At 72.4% G+C, this 22037-nt stretch carries 22 protein-coding genes; 6 read left to right on the top strand and 16 right to left on the bottom strand.

Annotated elements, in window-relative coordinates:
* Positions 1–14: 14 nt before the first annotated feature.
* The 11 genes from OG538_RS19780 to OG538_RS19730 form a co-directional block, all read right to left on the bottom strand.
* Positions 15–878: an SDR family oxidoreductase gene (locus OG538_RS19780; protein WP_406095387.1), complete on the bottom strand. Its 864-nt coding sequence runs from the start codon at positions 876–878 to the stop codon at positions 15–17.
* The gene (locus OG538_RS19775; protein WP_406095385.1) at positions 878–1849 is read right to left on the bottom strand and encodes a beta-ketoacyl synthase N-terminal-like domain-containing protein; all 972 of its coding nucleotides are present in this window, start codon (positions 1847–1849) and stop codon (positions 878–880) included. The genes OG538_RS19780 and OG538_RS19775 overlap by 1 nt, the downstream gene beginning before the upstream one ends.
* The gene (locus OG538_RS19770; protein WP_406095383.1) at positions 1846–2988 is read right to left on the bottom strand and encodes a beta-ketoacyl synthase N-terminal-like domain-containing protein; all 1143 of its coding nucleotides are present in this window, start codon (positions 2986–2988) and stop codon (positions 1846–1848) included. The genes OG538_RS19775 and OG538_RS19770 overlap by 4 nt, the downstream gene beginning before the upstream one ends.
* Positions 2985–3944 (bottom strand): acyl-CoA thioesterase, encoded by a 960-nt coding sequence (locus OG538_RS19765; protein ID WP_406095381.1) that lies wholly within the window; start codon positions 3942–3944, stop codon positions 2985–2987. The genes OG538_RS19770 and OG538_RS19765 overlap by 4 nt, the downstream gene beginning before the upstream one ends.
* The gene (locus tag OG538_RS19760) at positions 3941–4780 is read right to left on the bottom strand and encodes an alpha/beta fold hydrolase (RefSeq protein ID WP_406095379.1); all 840 of its coding nucleotides are present in this window, start codon (positions 4778–4780) and stop codon (positions 3941–3943) included. Before OG538_RS19760 ends, OG538_RS19765 begins: the two co-directional genes overlap by 4 nt.
* The gene (locus OG538_RS19755; RefSeq protein WP_406095377.1) at positions 4780–5775 is read right to left on the bottom strand and encodes a beta-ketoacyl synthase N-terminal-like domain-containing protein; all 996 of its coding nucleotides are present in this window, start codon (positions 5773–5775) and stop codon (positions 4780–4782) included. Before OG538_RS19755 ends, OG538_RS19760 begins: the two co-directional genes overlap by 1 nt.
* Positions 5772–6977, bottom strand: a complete 1206-nt coding sequence (locus OG538_RS19750) for a beta-ketoacyl synthase N-terminal-like domain-containing protein (protein WP_406095375.1) — start codon at positions 6975–6977, stop codon at positions 5772–5774. The genes OG538_RS19755 and OG538_RS19750 overlap by 4 nt, the downstream gene beginning before the upstream one ends.
* Positions 6974–8224 carry a beta-ketoacyl-[acyl-carrier-protein] synthase family protein gene (locus tag OG538_RS19745; RefSeq protein WP_406095373.1) on the bottom strand — a complete coding sequence of 417 codons (1251 nt, stop codon included), beginning with the start codon at positions 8222–8224 and terminating at the stop codon, positions 6974–6976. The genes OG538_RS19750 and OG538_RS19745 overlap by 4 nt, the downstream gene beginning before the upstream one ends.
* 60 nt (positions 8225–8284) lie before the next feature.
* On the bottom strand, positions 8285–8551 hold the full coding sequence (locus OG538_RS19740; protein ID WP_406095371.1) for an acyl carrier protein: 267 nt from the start codon (positions 8549–8551) through the stop codon (positions 8285–8287).
* Between the two features lie 94 nt (positions 8552–8645).
* Positions 8646–9749, bottom strand: coding sequence for a LuxR C-terminal-related transcriptional regulator (locus tag OG538_RS19735; RefSeq protein WP_406095369.1), 1104 nt, complete (start codon positions 9747–9749; stop codon positions 8646–8648).
* A gap of 337 nt (positions 9750–10086) precedes the next feature.
* Positions 10087–10566, bottom strand: coding sequence for a carboxymuconolactone decarboxylase family protein (locus OG538_RS19730; RefSeq protein WP_406095367.1), 480 nt, complete (start codon positions 10564–10566; stop codon positions 10087–10089).
* Between the two features lie 175 nt (positions 10567–10741).
* Here OG538_RS19730 and OG538_RS19725 point away from each other — a divergent pair, with 175 nt between their 5' ends.
* Both OG538_RS19725 and OG538_RS19720 read left to right on the top strand, forming a co-directional pair.
* Positions 10742–11659 carry an RNA polymerase sigma-70 factor gene (locus OG538_RS19725; protein WP_406095365.1) on the top strand — a complete coding sequence of 306 codons (918 nt, stop codon included), beginning with the start codon at positions 10742–10744 and terminating at the stop codon, positions 11657–11659.
* A gap of 277 nt (positions 11660–11936) precedes the next feature.
* Positions 11937–12563, top strand: coding sequence for a precorrin-8X methylmutase (locus OG538_RS19720; RefSeq protein WP_406095363.1), 627 nt, complete (start codon positions 11937–11939; stop codon positions 12561–12563).
* A 15-nt stretch (positions 12564–12578) separates the two neighbouring features.
* Here OG538_RS19720 and OG538_RS19715 read toward each other — a convergent pair whose 3' ends face one another.
* Positions 12579–13331: a cobalt-precorrin-6A reductase gene (locus OG538_RS19715; protein ID WP_406095361.1), complete on the bottom strand. Its 753-nt coding sequence runs from the start codon at positions 13329–13331 to the stop codon at positions 12579–12581.
* An 11-nt stretch (positions 13332–13342) separates the two neighbouring features.
* Between OG538_RS19715 and OG538_RS19710 the strand changes: the two genes are divergently transcribed.
* Together OG538_RS19710 and OG538_RS19705 are read left to right on the top strand one after the other, a co-directional pair.
* On the top strand, positions 13343–14464 hold the full coding sequence (locus OG538_RS19710; protein ID WP_406095359.1) for a cobalt-precorrin-5B (C(1))-methyltransferase: 1122 nt from the start codon (positions 13343–13345) through the stop codon (positions 14462–14464).
* A gap of 268 nt (positions 14465–14732) precedes the next feature.
* Positions 14733–15527 carry an SGNH/GDSL hydrolase family protein gene (locus tag OG538_RS19705; RefSeq protein ID WP_406095357.1) on the top strand — a complete coding sequence of 265 codons (795 nt, stop codon included), beginning with the start codon at positions 14733–14735 and terminating at the stop codon, positions 15525–15527.
* Between the two features lie 154 nt (positions 15528–15681).
* On the opposite strand, the gene OG538_RS19700 is transcribed toward OG538_RS19705, so the two are convergent.
* Both OG538_RS19700 and OG538_RS19695 read right to left on the bottom strand, forming a co-directional pair.
* Positions 15682–16071 (bottom strand): nuclear transport factor 2 family protein, encoded by a 390-nt coding sequence (locus OG538_RS19700; protein WP_406095355.1) that lies wholly within the window; start codon positions 16069–16071, stop codon positions 15682–15684.
* Positions 16072–16145: 74 nt separating this feature from the next.
* On the bottom strand, positions 16146–16994 hold the full coding sequence (locus OG538_RS19695) for a class I SAM-dependent methyltransferase (RefSeq protein WP_406095353.1): 849 nt from the start codon (positions 16992–16994) through the stop codon (positions 16146–16148).
* Positions 16995–17065: 71 nt separating this feature from the next.
* Between OG538_RS19695 and OG538_RS19690 the strand changes: the two genes are divergently transcribed.
* Both OG538_RS19690 and OG538_RS19685 read left to right on the top strand, forming a co-directional pair.
* Positions 17066–18904, top strand: coding sequence for a S9 family peptidase (locus OG538_RS19690; RefSeq protein WP_406095351.1), 1839 nt, complete (start codon positions 17066–17068; stop codon positions 18902–18904).
* A gap of 102 nt (positions 18905–19006) precedes the next feature.
* Entirely contained in the window at positions 19007–19846 is an 840-nt protein-coding gene (locus OG538_RS19685; protein WP_406095349.1) for an SURF1 family protein, read from the top strand.
* 238 nt (positions 19847–20084) lie between these two features.
* On the opposite strand, the gene OG538_RS19680 is transcribed toward OG538_RS19685, so the two are convergent.
* Both OG538_RS19680 and OG538_RS19675 read right to left on the bottom strand, forming a co-directional pair.
* Positions 20085–21272 (bottom strand): hypothetical protein, encoded by a 1188-nt coding sequence (locus tag OG538_RS19680; RefSeq protein WP_406095347.1) that lies wholly within the window; start codon positions 21270–21272, stop codon positions 20085–20087.
* A gap of 98 nt (positions 21273–21370) precedes the next feature.
* On the bottom strand, positions 21371–21946 hold the full coding sequence (locus OG538_RS19675; RefSeq protein ID WP_406100217.1) for a SigE family RNA polymerase sigma factor: 576 nt from the start codon (positions 21944–21946) through the stop codon (positions 21371–21373).
* Positions 21947–22037: the final 91 nt, after the last annotated feature.

Here is a 22037-nt window from a genome sequence, read left to right as displayed (position 1 = left end):
AAGACTGTCTGCGGTCATCGTCCCTCGCCCTTCGACGCGTTGTCGGTGGTGCCGGCCTCGGCGGGGCCCCAGGCCCCGGCGGCGGCATGCAGTTCGGCGCCGTCCACGCCGATGGTGTTGCCGCTGATCCAGGAGGAGTCCGTGCGCGAGAGCACCGCGATCGCCTCCGCGACGTCGTCGGGCCTGGTCAGCCGGCCGTGCGGGTTGTTCACCTCGGCGCGCGCGACATAGCCGGCGTGCTCGGGGATGGCCTGGAGCGCCGGCGTGAGAGTGACCCCGGCCCGCAGCGCGTTGACGGCGATGCCCTGCGGTGCCAGCTCGCACGCCAGCTGGCGGACGTGCGCCTCCAGGGCGCTCTTGGCCGCCGAGACGGCGCCGTAGCTGGGCAGTGCCTGGACGACGCCCGCGCTGGTCATCGCGTAGATCTTGGAACCGCTGCGCAGCAGCCCGGCCCGGTGCAGGTCCTGCGTCCAGTAGACGAGGCTGTGCGCCATGACGTCGAGGGTCATCGCCAGCTGCCGGGATGCGATCGGCTGCTCCCAGCCCTCACGGGGCAGGAACGGCACGAGCGTGCCGAAGGCGAGGGAGTGCACCAGGATGCCGATTCCGCCGGTGGAGCCGGTCAGTTCGGCGATCTCGGGCACCAGCCGGTCGCGGGTTGCCCGGCTCGCGGCGTTCGCGTTGTGGAACGACACCTCGACGCCGTACCCGCGGATCTCCTCGACGAGTGCCGCGACCTCCTCGTCCCTGGCCGCGGTGTCGAAGTGCACCCCGACGACGTTGACCCCCTCACGGGCCAGACCGAGGCAGATGGCCCGGCCGATTCCGCTGGAGGCGCCGAGTACCAGGCACCAGCTGCCTTCAAGGGATTTCAGCATCAGTGGGTCTCCCGCTTCTGGGACGTGTGCGACTTCTCGGAATTCCGGTACGGCTCCGGTCCGGTCCGGACGAGTGCCAGCGCGGCATGGCCCTCGCCCGTGACGGTGACCAGCAGCCGGGTGCCGGGCGGACCGGTGAGCATCCGGGCCAGGGCCTGCGCGCCGGCCAGACAGCCCGCCCCGGCGGGAGTCACGCGTCCGGTCGTGCCGGCCGCCCGGTCCACCGCGGCGGTCACCGCCGAGGCGAACGGCGAGCCGTCCGTCACGTGGTGGACCTCCACGGCGGTGTCCTGGCCGGGCAGCAGCCGGCGTACGGCGCCGGGGACGAGTCCCGCGGGCAGCTCCCGCCCGGGCGGGACGAACAGCGAACGGGCTGCGACGGTGCCCCGGACACGGGCGCCGCGCTCCTCGGCGGCCGCCTTCGGTTCCAGGGTCATCGCGATGGCGCCCTGCTCGCCGTCACCGGCCCCGGTCCTGGGCAGCCGGTGCTCCGCCGCACCGACCACGAGCGTGTCGCAACGGCCGGCCGCCAGGGCGCGGCCACCGGCCTCCACCGCCTCCAGGGCCGCGACCCTCGGGGTCGCCAGCGTCAGCGCGAAGGCCTTGAGGGCAAGTTCGGCGGTCAGGCGGGAGCCGAGCAGACTCACCGCGAAGTACGGAGCCGTCGCGGGCGACAGTTCGGCCGCTCCGCCCTCCACGGCCACCTGACGGTCCATGGTGTCGAACAGCTCGGCGAAGCCGCCGTTGAGTGCGAGGGCGGCGCCTCTGCGGTCCGCGGGCACCGCGTCGCAGCGGCCGCCGTCGGCGAGTGCCTCGCGTGCCGCGGCGAGGAGGTACTGGGCTGCGGCCGGAAGGTACTTGTAGCCGCGTGGACCGAGCCGGACGCGGTGGTCGAACCAGGCGCCGTCCTCGGCACCCGCCTCGGGGGCCACGGCCCCGACACCCGTCACGGCCCACATGGTGGCGCTCATGCCGCCGCCCCTTCCAGGACCAGTGAGGAATTGCTGCCGCCGAACCCGTAGGCGTTCACCAGGACCCGCCGGCGGCTGCCCGGCAGCGGCACCGGGGTGCGCTGCGGCAGCCACACGGCGCACGCGGGGTCCTGCTCCCGCAGCGGTACGTTGCGCGGGACGTGGCCGTCGCGCAGGATCAGCGCGCCCGCGACCGCGCCGAGCGCGGCCGAGGCCCCGCCCGCGTGGCCGAGCAGCGCCTTCAGGCTGTAGAGCGGCACCTCCGGCGTCCGCTCGCCGAAGACGCGGTGCAGCGCCTGGCTCTCCACCTCGTCACCGAGACGTGTCCCGGTGCCGTGCGGGATCACACAGCCGATGGCCGCGGCACCGCCTGCGGGGGCGACGGCCTCCCGCATGGCCCGTACGATCTGCTCGCCGTCCGCGTGCGGCGCCGTGACATGACCCGCGTCGCAGCTCCAGCCGGAGCCGGCCAGCGTCAGCGCGCCGGTGGCGCCGCGGGCCGCGGCGTGGGCGGCCGACTCGACGACGAGGATGCCCGCGCCCTCGGCGAAGACCGTGCCGGCCCGGTCTGTCTCGAAGGGCCTGCACCGGTCCGGGTCGACCGCGCCGAGCCGGTTGAAGCAGCCGAGCGCGACCCGCGAGTAGGCGTCGGAACCGCCGGCGAGCACCACGTCGGCCTCGCCCGCCCGCACCATGTCGTACGCCATGCCGAGCGCGTAGCCCCCGGCCGAGCAGGCGTTGCCGATGTCGTGGGCGACGCCTGCCAGGCCGAGGCGGGTTGCGGTCGCGGAGGCCAGCCGGAACGGCGCGGTCCACTCCTCGCCGCCCCGCTCGCGCTCGTTGAGGCCGGGCTCGCCCATGCAACTGCCGAGCACGACCGCCGCCTCGGACAGCCCGGTCAGGCCCGCGTCGGCGAGCGCTTCCCGGGCCGCCGTGACGGCGAAGCGGGTGGCGCGCGCCGCCCGCAGGTCGGGGTCGGGCACCAGGTTGATCCGCGGCAGGTCCATCACGGCGAGCGGGTCCGCCGGCTCGTCCGGCAGACGGACCCCGGCCGCCGTCATGGCACGCCACAGCGTGTCCGTACCCCTGCCGTGACAGGTGACGGCACCGATCCCGGTGACCACGACCTCGCCGGTCATGCCGACTTGCCCTCCAGCGCCGCGTTCATGCGGTCGTCGAAGGACACCAGGCTCCAGTCGCGACGGTTCTCGATCACCGCGTAGCCGTGGGTGATCCGGCCCGTCGCCGTGTGCACCAGCGCCCCGTCACGGACGACGTAGGTGTCCATCCGGGAGGTGTAGGTGAAGCCCTTGAAGACCTCCTCGACGGTGAGGACGACGTACAGGTCCTCCTCCATGCGCGCCTCGTCCAGGACGGTGATGCGCGAGTGCGGGACGACCGGAATCCAGTTCTGCTCGTCGAGGAGGGTCTTGATGGACACGCCCCGGTCCGCGACGAGCTGGTCCTTGGCCTCCTCCATCAGCCGCAGGTAGCCCGACATCTGGATGCGCTCGGTGAAGTGGCAGTACCAGTAGGGGATGCGGAACTTCCAGGCGAAGGAGTTGCTCCCCGCCGTCAGCTCCTTGACCAGGTCGGCGGAGTCCGGGTTCACCTCGGGCGCGTTCACGTCCCAGGCGGGGACGGCGGCCAGCTGCTCGACCGCGTACGGGGCGAGGGAGGCGGGCACGGGCTCGTTGCCGCCGCCGCGCGGGTCCAGGCGCAGCTGGACGCGGACGGTGGAGGTCACGGCTTTGAGGAGGGTGTCGCGCTGCACGTGCAGCACCACGGACAGGAGCAGTTCGCCGTCCTTGGCCTTGCGGTGCGGCCTGACCTCGGCGTGCGCCACGTCGTCGATGTGGAAGGCGTGCAGGATGCGGGTGTCGATGTCGACGATGTCGGTGCACAGGCCGTAGGTCTCGTACACCGTGCCCGGCAGGATGCCGCTCTGCCGCAGATGGTTCAGCACGGCTTCCTCGACGAGGTAGTTGACGTGCTTGAAACCGATCCAGGTGCAGATGTTGGAGCCCTCGTATCGGGGCCGTATGTCCAGGGAGCTCGGCTCCTGGAGGGTGAGGGCGGTGCTGTTCGCGGTCACGTCAACTCCGGTACGTAGGAGGAAAGGCAGGAGGAAGGGGAAGGGCTGGGCGTCAGGGAGGACAGGAAGCCGTGCACCGCCCCGGCGAACAGCTCGGGCTGCTCGGCCATCGGGAAGTGCCCGGAACGTTCGAAGATCCGCAGCCGCGCGTCGGGCAGTGCCCCGGCGAGCGCGCGGGCGTCCGCGGGCCGGGCGGCGAAGTCGCGCTCGCCGGCCACCACCAGGGTGGGCAGGCCGATGGCCGCGGTGTCGAGGAAGGGACTGCGCAGATACGCGTCGAAGAACCGCATCCAGCCGTACGGGCCGATCCGGTCACGTACCCGCCGGGCCATGGCCTCCCGCAGCTCGGCGGGGATCCGGCCGTCCGAACCGACGCGCAGCCCCTCGTCGAGGATGCGCTGGAAGCCGTGCAGGTAGTAGACGGCGGTCTCCCACTCGAACTCCTCGGGCGTGCTGCGGTGGAACGGAGACACGAGGACGGCGGCGTCCGGCCGGCCGGCGGGACGCGAGACCAGGAGTTCCAGTACGGCGTTGGCGGCGAAGGAGTGCGCGATCAGCAGATCGACGTGCCCCGGTACGGCGTCCAGCGCTCTGGCCACCCAGGGCACCGGGTTCGGGTCGTGGCTCCAGCGGGTGTCGCCGCGGGCGGCCCACGGAAGCTCCGCCTCCCACAACTCCAGCTCGCCTCCGGCCAGTTCACTGAACTGCCGCCACACGGCGGTCGACCCGGCGAGGCCGTGCAGGAGCAGCACCCGGACGGGCCGTCGGGCGCCGTCGTGCGCCGCCCTGCGCAGCCGTACCCGTAGGCTCTCCTCGCACGCCTCGTCCGCCGTCATCACGCACTCACCGCCGGGGTGAGGATGAGGGCCGCCGCCGCGTCGTCCCGGCCGATGTCCCCGGTGCCCGCGCTGGCGAGCACCACCGCATCGGCCTCGTCCGCCGCGGCACCTGCCAGCCAGGCCGTGCCGGTCACGCACTGGAGCACCCCGAGCGCTCCCGAGCTGGGACCGAGGAGTTCGGACAGGTCGTGTACGCGGCTGCCCTGCACCGCCCCGAGCGAGGCGCCGGGGGCCCGGATGCCTTCCGGGTGCTCGGGCACGCACCACAGGCCGACGGCGCGCGGTTCACGTCTCCGCACGTCCGCGACGGCGCCGGTGTGCGCGGCCCGGCGCGCGTAGGGACCGAGCTCGGCCAGTGGACGCACGCCGCGCGCGGCCGCCGACTCGGGGGACTCGATGACCAGTGCGGCCGCCCCGTCGAAGAACTCCGCCTGCTCCGGGGCGAGATGGCGCACGGCGGGGTTGTCCGGCTCCACCCCGACCACGAGCACATGCTCGACCCGGCCCGAAGCGATGAGCAGCCGGCCCCAGTTGACCGCGTCGAGGCCGGAGGTCCGGCCGTTGCACAGGGTCAGGTTCGCACCGCGCAGTCCGTGCGTGATGGCCAGCCAGGAGGCGACCACATTGCTGGACGTCGCGGGCAGCATCATGGGGCTGGTGCCGAGGTAGGTGTCGCGGGCGATGGTCTCGACCGCCTCGCAGACGGTGTCCACGTTGCCGAAGTTGGTGCTGACGACGGTGCCGACGGACTCGCCCGGCACGGTCGGCGCGCCGTCCGTGCCGATCAGGCCGGCCGCCGCGAGTGCCTCGCGGCCCGCGACCATGGCGAGCTTGGTGGCCCGGTCCTTGTAGCGCAGGCCCCGGCCGGTCAGCCGGTCCACGGGGTCGGCGTGCACCCCGTCGGGGCGTCGCTCGCCGAGCAGTTGCTCAGGCGTGTCGAGACCGCGGACCGCCGTACCGAGTCCTGTGACCACGACGCGTATCGGGCTCACTGCCTCTCCTCCTGCACCGCGGCGGCGCCGTTCGCGCCGGCCGCCTCGTGTCCCGCGTACCGCTCGACGACCGCGACCGCGTTGAGTCCGCCGAAGCCGAAGGAGTCGATCTGGGCGATCCGCAGCTCCTCGTCGGGGCGCACGGCCTGCCCGCGCACCAGCCGGAAACCGGCCACCGACTCCACCGGGTCGTCGAGCCCGAGGACCGGCGGCACACTCCCGCGCCGCATCACGTCGACGGCCGCGACCAGGCTGTGCAGCCCGGACGCCCCGGCGGTGTGCCCGGTCATCGACTTGATCGCCGTCATGTACGGGGACGGCTCGACGCCCGCGAAGACCGAACCGAGGGCCGCCGACTCCGCCTCGTCGTTGAGCGGGGTCCCCGTGCCGTGCAGCATCACCAGGTCGATGTCGGCGGAGCCGACACCCGCCCGGCGGTGTGCCTCCCGCACGGCCGCGGCGATGTTCTTCGCCTCGGGCGCCGAGGGGTGGTGGGCGTCGCAGTTGACCGCGACACCGCGGACCCGGGCGTGCACGGTGGACCCGGGACCGGGCCCGTCGGCCTCCCTGCGCAGCACGACGGCGACCGCGCCCTCGCCCTGCAGCATGCCGCGCCGGGCCCGGTCGAACGGCCGCACCCGGTCCGGGGCTTCGGGGTAGCAACGGTCGAGCAGCCCGTACGTGCTCTCCGAGATGGTGTCCACGCCGGCCACCACCACCGTGTCGGCCTGCCCGAGGTCGAGCAGGTCGGTGGCGAGGGCCAGGGTGTAGAGCGAAGCGGAGCAGGCGTTGGCGACGGTGTGGGTGTCGGCGGCACCGAAGCGCCTGCGCAGCATGGTGCCGAAGTGCAGGTCCTCCACCTCCACCGGCGTCCTGTCCCGCCACGACAGCTCGACCGAGCGCAGCTCGCGCAGGGTCGTTCCGACCAGGACCGGAACCGACGACAGGTCGTCGCCCAGACCGGCTTCCTGCGCGGCCACCGATACGGCCTGTTCGAGCCAGCGGGTGGCCCGCAGGGGTTCGTCGACGCCGAGGGCCGGCCGGTCGTCGATCTCGTAGGCGACCTGGGCCCGGAACTTGCTGCGGTCGTAGCCGCGCAGTTCGGCGATACCGCTGCGGCCCGCCACCAGCGACTCGTAGATCTCGTCGGTGTCGGAACCGATGCTGGCGACGGCTCCCATCCCGGTGATGATCCAGCTCATGCCGCGCTCCGGTACTTGCCGAGGATGACCACCGCGTTGTTCCCGCCGAACGCCAGCGCGTTGTTCTGCACGATGTTCAGCTCGGCCTCGCGGGCCTCGTTGGGCACGCAGTCGACGCCGCACTCGGGGTCGGTCTCGTTGTGGTTGACGGTCGGCGGGATGAAGCCCTGGGTGAGGGCGACGGCGCAGGCCGCCGCGGCGACCGCACTGGCCGCCCCCATGCTGTGGCCGATCATCGACTTGATGGAGATCGTGCGCGGCATGGCGTCGGCGCCGAAGATCTGCCGGATCGCGCCGGCCTCGGTGATGTCGTTGGCCTTGGTGCCGGTGCCGTGCGCGGAGACGAAGTCGATCTGGTCGGGAGTCACCCCCGCGTTGCGGTGGGCGATCTCGATCGTGCGGGCGATGCTGTCCCGGTCGGGTGCGACGGGGTGCAGCGCGTCGCAGGCGAGCCCGTAACCGAGCACCTCGGCATAGATCCGGGCGCCGCGGGCGAGAGCGGAGTCCAGGCTCTCCAGCAGGAGGATGCCGGCTCCCTCACCCGTGAGGATGCCCTTGCGGTCCTTGTCGAAGGGCTGGCAGACCTCCGGGGCGATGGTGCCGAGCCGGTAGAAGCCCGTGAAGGTCTTCCGGCACAGCGCGTCCGCTCCGCCCACCAGGGCGATGTCCACGTCACCGCTGCGCAGTGCGTCGTAGCCGTAGCCGACCGCGTAGTTGCCCGCCGCGCAGGCGGTCGGGATCGTGACGGCCTCGACGTCCTCCAGGGCGAATTCCCGGACGATGCCGGAGGAGAGCCGGCCCGCCGGTATCCGGCGGGCGACCACCGGATCGTACGACTCGGGACCGGCGGCCAGACCGGTCTCGACGAGCTGGTCGAGGTCGCGGGACTCGCCGTCCGTGGTGCCCACGGACACCAGGGACCGGCGGCCCCGCACCTCGTCCACGGTCAGCCCCGCGTCCTCGATGGCCATCCGGGTGGCGGCGACGGAGAACTGGCTGGCCCGCCCGAGTTCGTCGGGGTCCACCCGGTGGATCCACTGCGCCGGGTCGAAGTCATCGATCTCGCACCCGTTGGCGTAGTCGAACCCGGTGGTGTCGAACGTCGTGATCGGCTTGACTCCGCCGCGTCCTTCGCGGAGTCCGGTGGTGAACGCGTCGATACCGATGCCGATACTGGTGACGACGCCGAGCCCGGTGACGACCACCCTGCGGGGGGTGGCGTCCGTGCCTCGCTTACCTGTGTTCATCGAAGCTCACCCTCTGGCTGACTCAGCCGACTCATCGGGGCAGGGCCGTAGCGCTGCTGGTCAGCTGCGGGCGGAGGCCTCTTCGATGACGGTGTACACGCCGACGAGGTTGACCATGCGGCTGAGCTCGGCCTGGTCGATCGTCACGTGCTGGGTGCGCTCGAGGGCGGCGAGGATCTCGATGGCGCGCAGCGAGTCCGCGTCGTGGTCCTCCTTGAAGAGGCTGACCTCGGTGACCTCGTCCTCGTCGATCTCAAGGATGTCGCAGACGACCTCCTTGATGTTCTGCTTGCGCGCGGCGTCCAGTCCGGTGGTCACGTTGGTCATGTCGACTCCCTGAGAGGTCGGTGGGGATCAGGAGTCGTGCGACTCCGCCCATCCGTTCGGTGAGTCGATGGTGGAGCGGACCGCTATGCCAGCTCTATACGGATGAACCGCGCAGTTCAGAAGGGTCGGCAGGGGGCCCGTCGAGGGGCCCGGCCGGATCGCGGACGACCCCTTCGAGACCCTCGGCCCGGTCGTCGTCACCGCCGAGCCAGCCTGATTCGACGGCTCGCATCCCGGCCTGGAACCGGCTCTTGGCGCCGAGACGGCCCATCAGGTCCGCGGTGATCCGCCGCCCGGTACGTACCGAGACGCCCAGCCGGCGGGCGACGACCTCGTCCGTGAGCCCTTCCCCCAGCAGACGCAGAACGGTTTCCTCCTGGCTGGTGAGCTCGTTCTCCTCGGCGGCCTGGCGCGGCCGGTTCCCACCGCTGAGCGGGACGGCCTTGTCCCATACGTGGTTGAAGAGTTCACAGAGATTGGCGAGAATCCCGGCGCTACGGAACACCAGGGCGCCGGCCCGGGAATCGTCCGGGTCGATGGGCACGAGGGCCTGCTCCCGGTCGAAGATGAGCATCCGGGAGGGCAGCGCGGCGGTGGTGCGCACATGGTTTCCCGAACGGACCAGCCAGCGCGCGTAGTCGACGGACTCGGGATCGTTGTAGATGCTGTCGAGATAGATGGTGTGTATCACCACGCCACGGTTCTGCAGGGTCTCACTCAGTGGACGGCTCGCGGCGCGACTGGAAGCGGACTGCCCGCCGCCGGGGTGGAACGCCAGAAGCGAGGCACGGCAGGAATGACTGAGTTCTTCGATCCGCGAACGGATCTCGTCGATTCCCTCGATGCGCTCGGTCTCGATCTGATGCGACGCCCGTTGCGTGGCGGCATATTCGTGGACGAGTCGTGAGACCTCGACACGCACGTCCGTCATCTGCCTCTGCCGCTCCAGGATGTCGGCTTCCTGCCGGGCGAGGAGCGCCTGCAGTCCGACGTCCGGCGGGACCGGTCTCAGCGTGCCCGGCGACTCCCAGGAGGGTCTGATCAGCGACAGCCGTACGCACTCGTCGAGGGCGGAACGGACCCGCTCGGCCGGCCACCTCAGGGTGTCCTCCAGGTCCTCGACGGAAAGCCCCGGATTCGCCAGTACTGCCCGGTAGAGCTCTGCCGGGTTCTTTCCTAATCCCAGCAGTTCCAGCATGATCTACCCCCCGCGTCATGAAGACCGCCCCCCTGCGGTTTCTCCCCGGAACCCCGAGTGTATGCCTGCGGCCTGAATTGTCTGTCCGAATTTTTCTTCGCCCCTCTCACGTGTCCTTTCCCGGGTGGGCCCGTCTCCCCTGATCCGGGGTCCTGGCAGCCGTGTTGGGCGCCCGGCCCGTCCCGTCGCGTGCGCGAGGGGCGTCCGGGCGCGGCAGCCGAACCGCGGACCGGGTGGCTGATCCCTCGCGCGGACCAGCCACCCGGTCCCTGCCCTGGCGGGCGGACAGCCCGCCCCTCGGATCCGGTCCGACGCCAGGGCCGGTTCGCCCCTCGGATCAGTCCGTCAGGCCGGCGAACGCACCGGGCTCGTACGAACCCCCGGGGTTGTGGACGATCACGTTCATCCGGGTGGCCGCGTTGATCAGCGCGACCAGGCAGACCAGCGCACCGACCTGGTCGTCGTCGTAGTGCTTGCGCACCCCGGCCCAGGTCTCGTCGGACACACCGTGGTCGCCGAGCCGGGTCCCCTCGTCCGCGAGCGCCAGCGCGGCGCGCTCCGCCTCGGTGAACACGGTGCTGTGGCGCCAGACGGCGACCAGGTGGAGCCGGAGCGCGGATTCACCGGCCGCCGCGGCCTCCTTGGCGTGGGCGTCGACGCAGAACCCGCAGCCGTTGAGCTGCCCGACCCGCAACTGCACCAGTTCCCGCAGGGACTTCGGCAGCGTCGACTGCTCCAGGGCCAGCGAGGTCGTGTAGAACCGCTTGGCGACCTTCGTGGCGGTCGGGCTTTCGAAGAGGTTGAAACGAGCTTCCATGACGGCTTCCTCACTCCTGTGGTCACGTGCCGCGGCACTGAACGAACACAAGACGCCGACGGCCCGCTTCGTGTGACAGTGCGCCGGCCGTGACGTGCCCCACCGGCCGCGGCTGTCACAGAACGGCGGTCACCGGCGTCTCGTGTACGAAGCAGCCGCAAGCCGAGGAGCCGGGATGAGCGAGCCGACGAAGGACACCGCGGGGGCCCAGGCCCCCGGCAGCCGTGGGGACGACGTCACCGGGACGTTCGTCGCCCACCGGAATCTGCTGTTCACGGTCGCCTACGAGATGCTCGGCTCGGCCGCCGACGCGGAGGACGTGCTGCAGGAGACCTGGCTCCGGTGGGTGGGCGTCGAGCCCGGCGTCGTCCGGGACCCGCGGGCCTATCTGGTCCGGATCACCACACGGCAGGCGCTCGGTCACCTGCGCACGCTCAGCCGGCGCAGGGAGTCCTACGTCGGCCCCTGGCTGCCCGAACCGCTGCTGACCGCGCCCGACGTGGCCGAGGACGTCGAGCTGGCCGAGAGCGTCTCGATGGCGATGCTGCTGGTACTGGAGACCCTCGCGCCTACCGAGCGGGCGGTGTTCGTCCTGCGCGAGGTGTTCGATCTGCCCTACGACGAGATCGCCGAGGCCGTCGGCAGGAATGCCGCCGCGGTTCGCCAGATCGCCCACCGGGCCCGGGCCCACGTCGCCGCGCGCCGGCCGCGCGGGAGTGTGTCCGCCGCCGAGGCCGGGCGCACCGCCGAGGCGTTCCGGCGGGCGGTCGAGACGGGCGACCTGCAACGCCTGCTCGACGTCCTGGCACCCGACGTCGTCCTGCTGACCGACGGCGGCGGAGTCGTCCGGGCCGCCCTGGAACCCGTCGTGGGGGCAGGCCCGGTGGCGGCCGTCCTGCACAGGATCGCCGCCACGACGACCTTGCAGCCGGCCCGGATCAACGGTGACCCGGCACTGATCGTCCGGCTCGACGGCGAGGTCGACACCGTCGTGGCGATGCGCGTCGACGGGGGCCTCGTCACGGGGCTCTACGCCGTGCGCAACCCGCAGAAGCTGTCGCGCGTCGGGCGGGAGACCGTGGTCAGCCGCTGAGCCCGGCCCGCACCTTGTCCGGCGCACCGCATGAGCGACCCGTCACACCCGCCCCCGGCTGCGACTGCCGGACCGTCGCTCCGGGGATACTGCCGGTGCGGTGTCCCGCGGTGCTCGTGGGGGCGGTGCGGTTCGTGGGGCTCCAGAAGCTCGACCATCGTGCCGTGGGGACGCTTCAGGCGCGCGGATACGGCGTGCCCGCAGGACGTACCCCGACGCGCAGGCGCCGCGCCCGTACGGCCTTCCCCGACGCAGAGACGAAGAGAGCGACAGCACTGTGCACCAGTACGAGAAGGACGGACCGGCCATCTATCGCCAGTCCTTCGCCACCATCCGGGCCGAGGCGGATCTGACGGGACTGCCGGCCGACGTGAGCCAGGTGGCGGTCCGGATGATCCACGCCTGCGGCATGGTCGACCTGGTGCGCGATCTCGCCTTCACCCCGGACGTGGTCGCTCGCGCCCGGGCGGCACTGCGGAACGGTGCGCCGATCCTGTGCGACGTGGCGATGGTGGCCAGCGGCATCACCCGGCGACGGCTGCCCGCGGACAACGAGGTGGTGTGCACCCTCTCCGACCCGGCCGTCCCCGGTCTCGCGGCGGAGCTCGGTACGACCCGCAGCGCCGCCGCGCTGGAGCTGTGGCGCGACCGGCTGGACGGTGCGGTCGTCGCGGTCGGGAACGCGCCCACCGCGCTGTTCCGGCTGCTCGAACTGATCGAGGCGGGGGCACCGCGGCCCGCCGCCGTCATCGGTGTGCCGGTCGGTTTCGTCGGCGCCGCCGAGTCCAAGGACGCCCTGGCAGCGCACCCGTCGGGGCTGGAGTACCTGATCGTGCGGGGCCGGCGGGGCGGCAGCGCGATGGCGGCCTCGGCCGTCAACGCGATCGCCTGCGAGGAGGAGTGAACCCGCGGCCCCTCCTCACGCGAGGCCGGGGTGGCCGCACAGCCAGGTGACGGCCTCCTCCGGCGTGCCGGCCACTGCCACCCCTTCCGGGGACGGCGGCCGGCGCACCACCACCACCGGGAGCCGCGCCTCGCGGGCCGCGGCGAGTTTGGGGGCGGTGGCGTCGCCGCCGCTGTCCTTCGTGACGAGGACGTCGATGCGGTGGCGGTGGATCAGCTCACGCTCTCCGTCCAGGGTGAAGGGCCCCCGGTCCAGCAGTGTCTCCATCCGGGCCGGATACGGCGGTTCGGGTGCGTCCACCGACCGCGACAGGAACCACAGGCCATCCAGCTCCGCGAAGGCGGCGAGGCCGAGCCGCCCCGTCGTGAGGAACACCCGCCGCCCCAGGGTGGGCAGCGACGCCGCAGCCTCCTCCAGCGAGGCGGCCGGGTGCCAGTCGTCGCCCGGACCGGCCACCCAGCCGGGGCGGCGCAGGGCGAGGAGAGGAACATGGGCGGCAGCGGCACCGGCGGCCGCGTGGAAACTGATCGTCCCGGCGAAAGGATGGGTGGCGTCGATGAGCGCATCCACCCGGTGCGTACGCAGCCATATGGCCAGGCCCCCGGCTCCGCCGAAACCGCCGATGCGCACCTCCCCGGGCGGCAGCCTCGGCAGGGCCACCCGACCCGCCAGCGAAGTGGTCACCCGGGCCTCCGCGGGCAGCTCCGCCACCAGCAGCCCGGCCAGCCGGCGGGCCTGGGCCGTGCCGCCGAGTACGAGCACGTGCATCGGAGCCCTCCATGGGTGAGGCGGAGGCGGCGGGTGGCCGCGGCGCCCAACTCAAACACACCGGGCTCCGGCCCGGCTGGACCACCGGCGCCTGCGCGACCGCGGCCACCACGGCCGCGTACACGGCCCTGCTGACCGGCGGCTTCCCCGACCCGGTGGTCATCACCCTTCCCGGTGGCCAGGCCCCCGCCTTCGCGCTCGCGGTGGAGGAACTGCACGACGGCCGGGCCACGGCCGGCATCGTCAAGGACGCGGGCGATGACCCCGACGTCACGCACGGGGCTCTCGTACGGGCCACCGTGCGCGTGCTGCCGCCCGGTTCGGGTGTGGTGTTCAGGGCCGGACCGGGCGTGGGCACGGTCACGCTGCCCGGCCTGCCGCTCGATGTCGGCGAGCCCGCGGTCAACCCCGTGCCGCGCCGGATGATGCGCGAGCACATCGAGCGGGTGGCGGCGGAGCACGGGGGCGCGGGGGACGTGGAGATCACGCTCTCCGTGGACGACGGCGAGGAGATCGCCCGCTCCACCTGGAATCCGCGTCTGGGCATCCTCGGCGGCCTCTCGATCCTCGGTACGACCGGCGTGGTGGTGCCGTACTCCTGCTCGGCGTGGATCGACTCGATCCGCCGCGGTGTGGACGTGGCGCTGGCCGCCGGGCAGACCCATGTGGCGGGCTGCACCGGCTCCACCTCGGAGAAGACCGTGGTGGCCGAGTACGGGCTGCCGGAGATCGCCCTGCTGGACATGGGTGACTTCGCGGGCGCGGTGCTCAAGTACGTACGCCGTCACCCGGTACAACGGCTCACCGTCTGCGGGGGGTTCGCCAAGCTGTCCAAGCTCGCCGCCGGCCATCTCGACCTGCACTCCGGCCGCTCCCAGGTCGATCCGTCGTTCCTGGCCGAACTGGCCCGGCGGGGCGGGGCCGACAAGTCCCTGGCCGCCGAGGTCGCCGCCTCGAACACCGGCCTCGCCGCCCTCCGCTCCTGCCTGGCGCGTGGCATCGCACTGGGCGACCTGGTGGCGTCGGCGGCACGGGACGAGGCTCTTTCGGTGCTGCGGGGCGCCCCGGTCGCTGTCGACGTCATCTGCATCGACCGGGCGGGCGCGGTGGTCGGGCGCAGCGGCGTGCGCTGAGTCCCCGGCCCGGGTTCCGGAGCCGTTCCTCTCCTCGTACGACTTTCCCACCATCACCTGTGAAGTGATGAGCAGGTCGTCCTTAAACCTTTGTTTCAGGGCGAGTTGGAGGTTTATCTACGCGCGGAGCTACGGCTCCCGAACGATCATTCGGGCAAATCCGGCACGTTCTCGCATGGCCATTACCGGCGGGTACCGGAAGCTGCTACAACAGGTGGCGCCTCACCAACCCCCCATCCACCCCCCACACTTCGGAGGGCTGACAGCTATGTCAGTACGGAGATTCTGGGCGTCCGCATCCACGCTGCTCCTCGCCGCGGCGGCCGCTCTCGGCATGGCCCAGCCGGCATCGGCCGCCGCCGGCGGGTACGTCGCCCTCGGCGACTCGTACTCGTCCGGCGTCGGCGCCGGGAGCTACCTGTCCGACAGCGGTGACTGTCGCCGCAGCACCAACGCCTACCCCTACTTGTGGGCGGCGGCGAACTCCCCCTCGTCGTTCGCCTTCGTCGCCTGTTCGGGCGCGACCACGAGCACCGTCAAGAGTGGCCAGCTCGGTTCGCTGAGCTCGTCCACCTCCCTGGTCAGCGTCACCGCGGGCGGCAATGACGTCGGGTTCGCCGACGTCATGCAGGACTGCGTGCTCTCCTCCGAGGCCACCTGCATCGCCAGCGTGAACTCGGCGGTCGGACAGATGAACAACACGCTGCCGTCCGCGCTGAGTTCGCTCTACTCCTCCATCCACTCCAAGGCACCGACGGCCCACGTCGTGGTGCTGGGCTACCCGCGCTTCTACAAGATCGGCGGCAGCTGCATCGCCGGTCTCACGGAGAAGGAGCGCACCACGATCAACAACGCGTCCGACGTGCTCAACGGCGTCATCGCCAAGCAGGCGGCGAACGCCGGATTCACCTTCTCCAGCGTCGTCGACGAGTTCACCGGGCATGAGTTGTGCTCGGGCGACGCATGGCTGCACAGCGTCTCGATCCCGGTCTACAACTCGTACCACCCCAAGGCCGTGGGGCAGTCGAACGGCTATCTGCCCGCCTTCCGCTCTGTCGCGTAGGGCCTGATCCGAACGGCGCGGCACCGCTTCGGGGCTCCCGGCTCCGGGGCGGTGCCGCGCCTGTGCCGTGCTCGGGCGCGGCACAGGCGCGCTGCCCGTCGGTGACGCCGAAGGGGCACCCCGCGAACCCCGTCGGCTCTCGGCGCCGCTCGGCTCAGTACCGCTCGACCAGATGCTCCCGGCCCGCCGGGGGTTCGTACGGCTCGGGCCAGAAGTCGGTGATCCCGCTGATCCGGCCCTGTGCGTCGAACGTGAAGAAATGGACGGCATGCGACTGCTGCCGATCGTCCGTGAACAGCGTCCGGACGGCGGCCTGCCGCCCGCCCCGGTCGACGACGATCCGCTCGACGCGCACCCGCCAGTCCCCCGGGTACTCCCGGTTGAACGCCATGTACCGCTCCTTGCCACGAATGCGCTCGCGGGTCTGCGGCAGGTCGTACAGCACCTCGTCGGCGAGCGTCGTCGCGAAGGCGTCCCAGTCACGGAGGTCGGCCGCGGTCCAGTAACTCTCGACCGTGGCGCGCAGATCAGCAGTCGTGGTCATGGTCCGAGTCTGGACCCGACCACTGACAGTCGGCCCCGGCCTCGGTGAACGGCCCCGCCGGCCGCTCCGCTGCGCTACCGGCGCCGGCCCGGGTCCTTTGGCCGGCTCGCCTTGACCGAGTACATCAGCGGGATCCGCGGCCGTTCCGCCGGGAAGCGGTAGAAGCCGTCCGAGCGGCGCTCCAGCACCGGGAAGCGGGCGAAGAGCGAGGCGTCGTGCTCGTGCAGGAACTCGATGCGCAGTCCGGCCGCGGCCAGTGCGGAGACGACGCTGCCCACCGGGTGCTGCCATTCGACGCTGCGGTTGTGGACGGTCGGGGCGTCGAAGTCGGCGTACGTGCCCGGCGTCTCGTCCACCCACGCGTCGCGTGAGAAGTAGTCGTGCACGACGTGCGAACCGGTCGCGTCGTCGAGGCAGTCGGTGAGCGGATGGAACTCCGCCAGGTAGAGGAACCCGCCGGGCGCGACGAGCGAGGCCGCCGTCTCGGCCCAGCGGTCGATGTCCGGCAGCCAGTTCAGCGCGCCGATCCCCGTGTAGACGATGTCGTACGAGGAGTCCGGCACGGCCTCGGCCGCGTCGTGGACGTCGGCGGCGACGAACGCCGCCCTGTCCGGGCCCAGCCCCAGCTCCCGGGCGAGCGAGCGGGCGGTCTCCACGGCGGGCTCGGAGAAGTCGAGGCCGACCACCTGCGCGGCCCCGTGCCGGGCCCAGGACAGGGTGTCGACTCCGATGTGGCACTGCAGGTGCAGCAGCGTCAGGCCGGTGACGTCCCCGACCTCGGCCAGCTCGAAGTCCCGCAGGGCGTCCTTGCCCGCACGGAAGGAGTCGAGGTCGTAGAAGTCGCTGTCGGCGTGAATGGGCACACGCTCATCCCACATCGCGCGGTTGGCCTCGCGCCAGTCGGCGGGTATCGGAGCAGGCATGTCGGCGAGGTTATCCACAGGCTGCGGACAAGGCGAACGGTTTGTCGGCCGTCCGGCGCAGAATGGTGGGCATGACTGAGACCACTGGTTCGACGAACGAGTCCGTCCCGGCGTGGGAGCAGCGTTTCCGGGCCCCCCGGGTGTCACTGCCCGACTGGGCGGAGGACGCGCCGGACCGCGCGCTGTTCGTCTCCAACGCGACAGGGACCTACGAGCTGTACGCATGGGACCGGTCGACGGGCGAGCAGCGTCAGGTGACCGACCGGCCGAACGGGACGACGGACGGCGTGCTGACGCCGGACGGCGAGGACGTGTGGTGGTTCAGCGACACCGACGGGGACGAGTTCGGGGTGTGGATGCGCCGGCCGTTCGGCGCCGGGATCGAGGACGTGGTGGACGAGCCGGCGGCTCCCGGCCTCGAACCCTCCTACCCGGCCGGACTCGCGATCGGGCGGGACGGGACGGCGGCGATCGGCCGTTCGACGGACGAGGACGGCACGACGGTCCACGTCGTCCGGCCCGGGGCGGCTCCTGTGGAGATCTACCGCCACCGCGAGTCGGCGGGGGTCGGCGATCTGTCGCACGACGGCTCGCTGATCGCGCTGGAGCACACCGAGCACGGCGACGCGATGCACTCCGCGCTGCGCGTGGTGCGCCCCGACGGCACCACGGTCGCTGAGCTGGACGACACCGAGGGCGGCACGAAGGAGCTCGGCCTGGCGGTCCTGGGCTTCGCGCCGGTCGCCGGGGACACCCGGCTGCTGGTGGGGCACCAGCGGCGCGGCCGCTGGGAGCCGATGATCTGGGACCCGGTGGCGGCCACGGAGACGGACCTCGCCATCGACCTGCCCGGCGATGTGGGCGCCGAGTGGTATCCGGACGGCTCCGCACTGCTGGTCGAGCACGGCTTCGAGGCCCGCAGCGAGCTGTGGCGGTACGAGCCGGCCGCGGCCGGTGGGGCCCTGGTGCCGGTAAAGACGCCCGCCGGTACCGTCTCGGGCGCCACGGCCCGGCCGGACGGCACGGTGGAGTACCTGTGGTCCTCGGCCGCCGAGCCGCCCGTCGTGCGCTCCACGACGGGCGCGGTGGTGCTGGATCCGCCCGGTGCGAAGGCCCCGGCGTCCGTCCCGGTCGAGGATGTGTGGGTGGACGGGCCCGGGGGCCGCATCCATGCGCTCGTCCAGCGCCCGGCCGGTCCGGCCGAGGGCCCGTTCCCGACCGTCTTCGAGATTCACGGCGGGCCGACCTGGCACGACAGCGACGCCTTCGCGGCCGGACCGGCCGCCTGGGTCGACCATGGCTACGCGGTCGTCCGGGTCAACTACCGCGGCTCGACCGGCTACGGGCGGGCGTGGACGGACGCGCTCAAGCACAGGGTCGGCCTGATCGAGCTGGAGGACATCGCGGCGGTGCGGGAGTGGGCCGTGAAGTCCGGCCTCGCGGACCCGGCGAAGCTGGTCCTGGCCGGCGGCTCCTGGGGCGGCTATCTGACGCTGCTCGGTCTCGGCACGCAGCCCGGCGACTGGGCCGTCGGCCTGGCCGCGGTCCCGGTCGCGGACTACGTCACGGCATACCACGACGAGATGGAGGCCCTCAAGGCGATGGACCGCACCCTGCTGGGCGGGACTCCCGAGGAGGTGCCCGAGCGGTTCGAGGCCTCGTCCCCCCTCACCTACGTCGACGCGGTGCGGGCGCCCGTCTACATCTCGGCGGGCGTCAACGACCCGCGCTGCCCGATCCGCCAGGTGGAGAACTACGTCGACCGCCTGAAGGGCCGCGACGCCGTGCACGAGGTCTACCGGTACGACGCGGGCCACGGCTCGCTCGTCGTGGAGGAGCGCATCAAGCAGGTGCGCCTGGAGCTCGACTTCGCCCGGCGTCACCTGGGAGGCCCGGCAGGCGACGCGTGAGGTGTCGCGGGGCCGCGCAGCCCTGTGTAGGACCCGAATAAAAGGGGCGGTACGGGGTGCCCCCGGTCCGGAGGTCCGGAGCGGGGACCGTACCGTGGAGGGGTGTACCGGTTCCTGCTGACCCCGCGATGGTGGGGGATCAACCTCTTCGTCGTGCTGGCCATCCCGTTCTGCGTGTTCATGGGCACCTGGCAGCTCGGCCGCTTCGAGGACCGCGTGCAGACGCACGAGGCCGCCGAGAAGCAGCCCGCTCCGGGCACCATGGCCGCCGAGCCGCTCGCCGAGCTGCTGCCCGTCGACACGGTGACCTCCGGCCGCCCCGCCACCGCGACCGGCCGGTACGCCGATCAGTTCCTGGTGCCCGGCCGGAAGCTGGACGACCGCAGCGGCTTCTACGTGCTGGACATGCTGCGCACCGACAGCGGCAAGGCCCTGCCGGTGGTGCGCGGCTGGTTGCCCGGAAAGGCCGGACAGACCCCGGTGCCGGCCGCACCGACCGGCCGGGTCACCGTGACCGGCGACCTCCAGGCCTCGGAGAACACGGGCACCGACGGTGTCGACGCGAAGGGCGGCCTCCCCGAGGGCCAGGTCGGCATGATCAGCGCCGCCTCCCTGGTCAACCTCGTGCCGTACGACGTCTACGACGCCTGGGTCACGCTCCAGGAGACCGAGGCCCGCACGGGCGCGTCCGGGACCGCGGGCGCCGCCCTCACCGACACCCCGGGCAGGAGCGGCGGCGGGTTGCGGCCCGTGCCGGCGGCCGCGCCCCAGAACAGCGGACTGGACCTGAAGGCATTCCAGAACCTCGGCTACACGGGTGAGTGGTTCGTCTTCGCCGCGTTCGTGGTCTTCATGTGGTTCCGGCTGCTCCGGCGGGAGGCCGAAGCGGCCCGGGACCTGAAGCTCGGCCTGGTCGCCGACGCGGAGACGCCCACCGGCTGACCGCCCGCACCCCCGCAGGTGCGGGCGCCACCGGGGGCAGGCGCACGGTGCAAGGCGGCTCGACCGACGCATTCCGGCCCTGTGGACGCCCCCGCCCCCGCCCCCGGGCCGGGGCTTCGAGCCCGCACCGTCCCGAGGCTGCTTCAAGCCCTCAGCACCCCGGCGCGGCTTCGAGCACGCGCCACCACGAGGCGCGTTCAAACCCACGCCACCACGACGCGGCTTCGAGCACGCGCCCTCACGACGCGGCTTCGAGCACGCCCGTCCGGTAGATCGTGCCCGCACAGGCGTTGTCGATCTTCGTCTCGGCCACCGGTGCCCCCGGCTCCGGCGTGTGCTGCACGGACACGGTGCCCTGCGCCACGCCGTCGCCCTCCTCGCTGCCGAACTGCGTCTGCGTACCCGCTTCGCCGTCCCCGGCCCCGGTGCCCGTCGTGGACCCCGCCGCGACCCCGGTACTGCCGGCCGCGCCGTCCGTGGGAGTCGGCGAGGGTGAGCCGCCGGCGGTCGGGCAGGTCTCCTGGGGCACCCAGGCGAACTTCACCTCGTACGCCATGGACGGCTTCAGCAGGACCGTCGCCGCCTCCTGAGCAGGATCGGGCAGCCCGGACGCCGGGTCTCCCTGGATGTGCCGGACGACCACGATCCTGGCCGGGTCGGCCGCACCCGCCGCCGCGAAGCCCACCGTGCCGCCGCTGCTCACGGAGCAGTCCTTGCCGGACACGTTGGCGATGCGGAAGCTTCCGTACACCGTGCCGTCGGCACCGGCCGCGCCGGTGCTCGCCGAGGCGACTCCGAGCTGGTCGGCGGCGCAGGCCGGCATGGCGGCCTCCGCACTGGCGGCCGGGTCGTCCACGGAACCGCCGGAGCCCTTCTCGTCCGTGTCCGGGCCGCTGCTGCCGGACGGGGTGGCGGTGCTGTCCGGGACGCCCTTGGTGCCGCTCTGCTGCCCCCCGCCGCCGGCACCGCCCCCGTCGCCGGATTCGGCGCCGGGTTCCTCACCGTTGCCGCCCTGCGCCTGCTCGCCGTGACCGGCGATGGCGGGGCTTGCGGTGCTCGAACCCTCGGAGTTGGCGACGTGGACGAAGGCGGGAACCGCGGTGCCGATGAGCAGCGCGGCCGCCGCCACCCCGACCAGGGCCTGCCGGCGACGTGCACGCCGGGCGGGTACCGCGCGGTACAGATGGTCGAGGGTGCCGTCGCTCGGTTCGAGACCCTGCACGGCACCGCGCATCATCCGGCGCAGCGCGGCCTCGTCGAGGGAGACATCACCGGAACCGGAACCCGGTCCGAGGAGTCCGGCCGGCCCCGTGAGTCCGGGCGGGCCCGCGAATCCCAGGGTGTCCGCTTCCCCGCCGGAGCCGGGGTGCGCGCCCTCCCCCGTGTCGCGGTCCGTATGGGGGGTGTTCTCCGGCCCGTGGTTCACAGTTCCGTTTCCAGTCCGGTCATTCCGATGTCCGTGAGCAGGTCGGCGCCCGGTTCCGTTCCCGTCCTCGCGCCCGTACTCGTCGTCATGACGCCGGCTCATGTCTGAGCCTCCATCACCACGCGCAGCGCCGCGATGCCGCGGGAGCCGTACGCCTTCACCGAACCCAGGGATATCCCCAGCGTCTCGGCGACCTGCGCCTCGGTCATGTCCGCGAAGTAGCGCAGCACCAGCACCTCCCGCTGACGCCGTTGCAGCCCCCGCATCGCTTTGATCAGCGCGTCCCGCTCCAGCTGGTCGTACGCACCCTCCTCCGCGCTCGCCATGTCCGGCATGGGCTTGGAGAGCAGCTTCAGTCCGAGGATGCGGCGGCGCAGCGCGGAGCGGGAGAGGTTGACGACGGTCTGGCGCAGGTACGCGAGCGTCTTCTCCGGCTCGCGCACCCGGTTGCGCGCCGAGTGAACGCGGATGAACGCCTCCTGCACGACGTCCTCGCAGGAGGCCGTGTCGTCCAGCAGCAGGGCGGCGAGGCCGAGCAGCGAACGGTAGTGGGCGCGGTAGGTCTCGGTGAGGTGGTCGACGGTGGTTCCGGCTGCCACGCTCTCCTCAGCGCCCTCGCGCTGCGACGGCAGCCCCGCAGCCCGTGTCGCGGGCATGGGCGCGATCACCGGCATGCCGCCGGACGCGCGGGGCCGTCTGAGCGGTCGCACCGAAGCGCCGCGCAGGGGGCCCACCACTGTGATATCGAGAACCTCTGCCACGCCA

It is taken from the genome of Streptomyces sp. NBC_01013 (genome assembly GCF_045162765.1).
Lineage (GTDB): Bacteria > Actinomycetota > Actinomycetes > Streptomycetales > Streptomycetaceae > Streptomyces.
The sequence above is the reverse complement of the archived record's forward strand: the minus strand, read 5'-3'. Positions and strand labels throughout refer to the sequence as shown.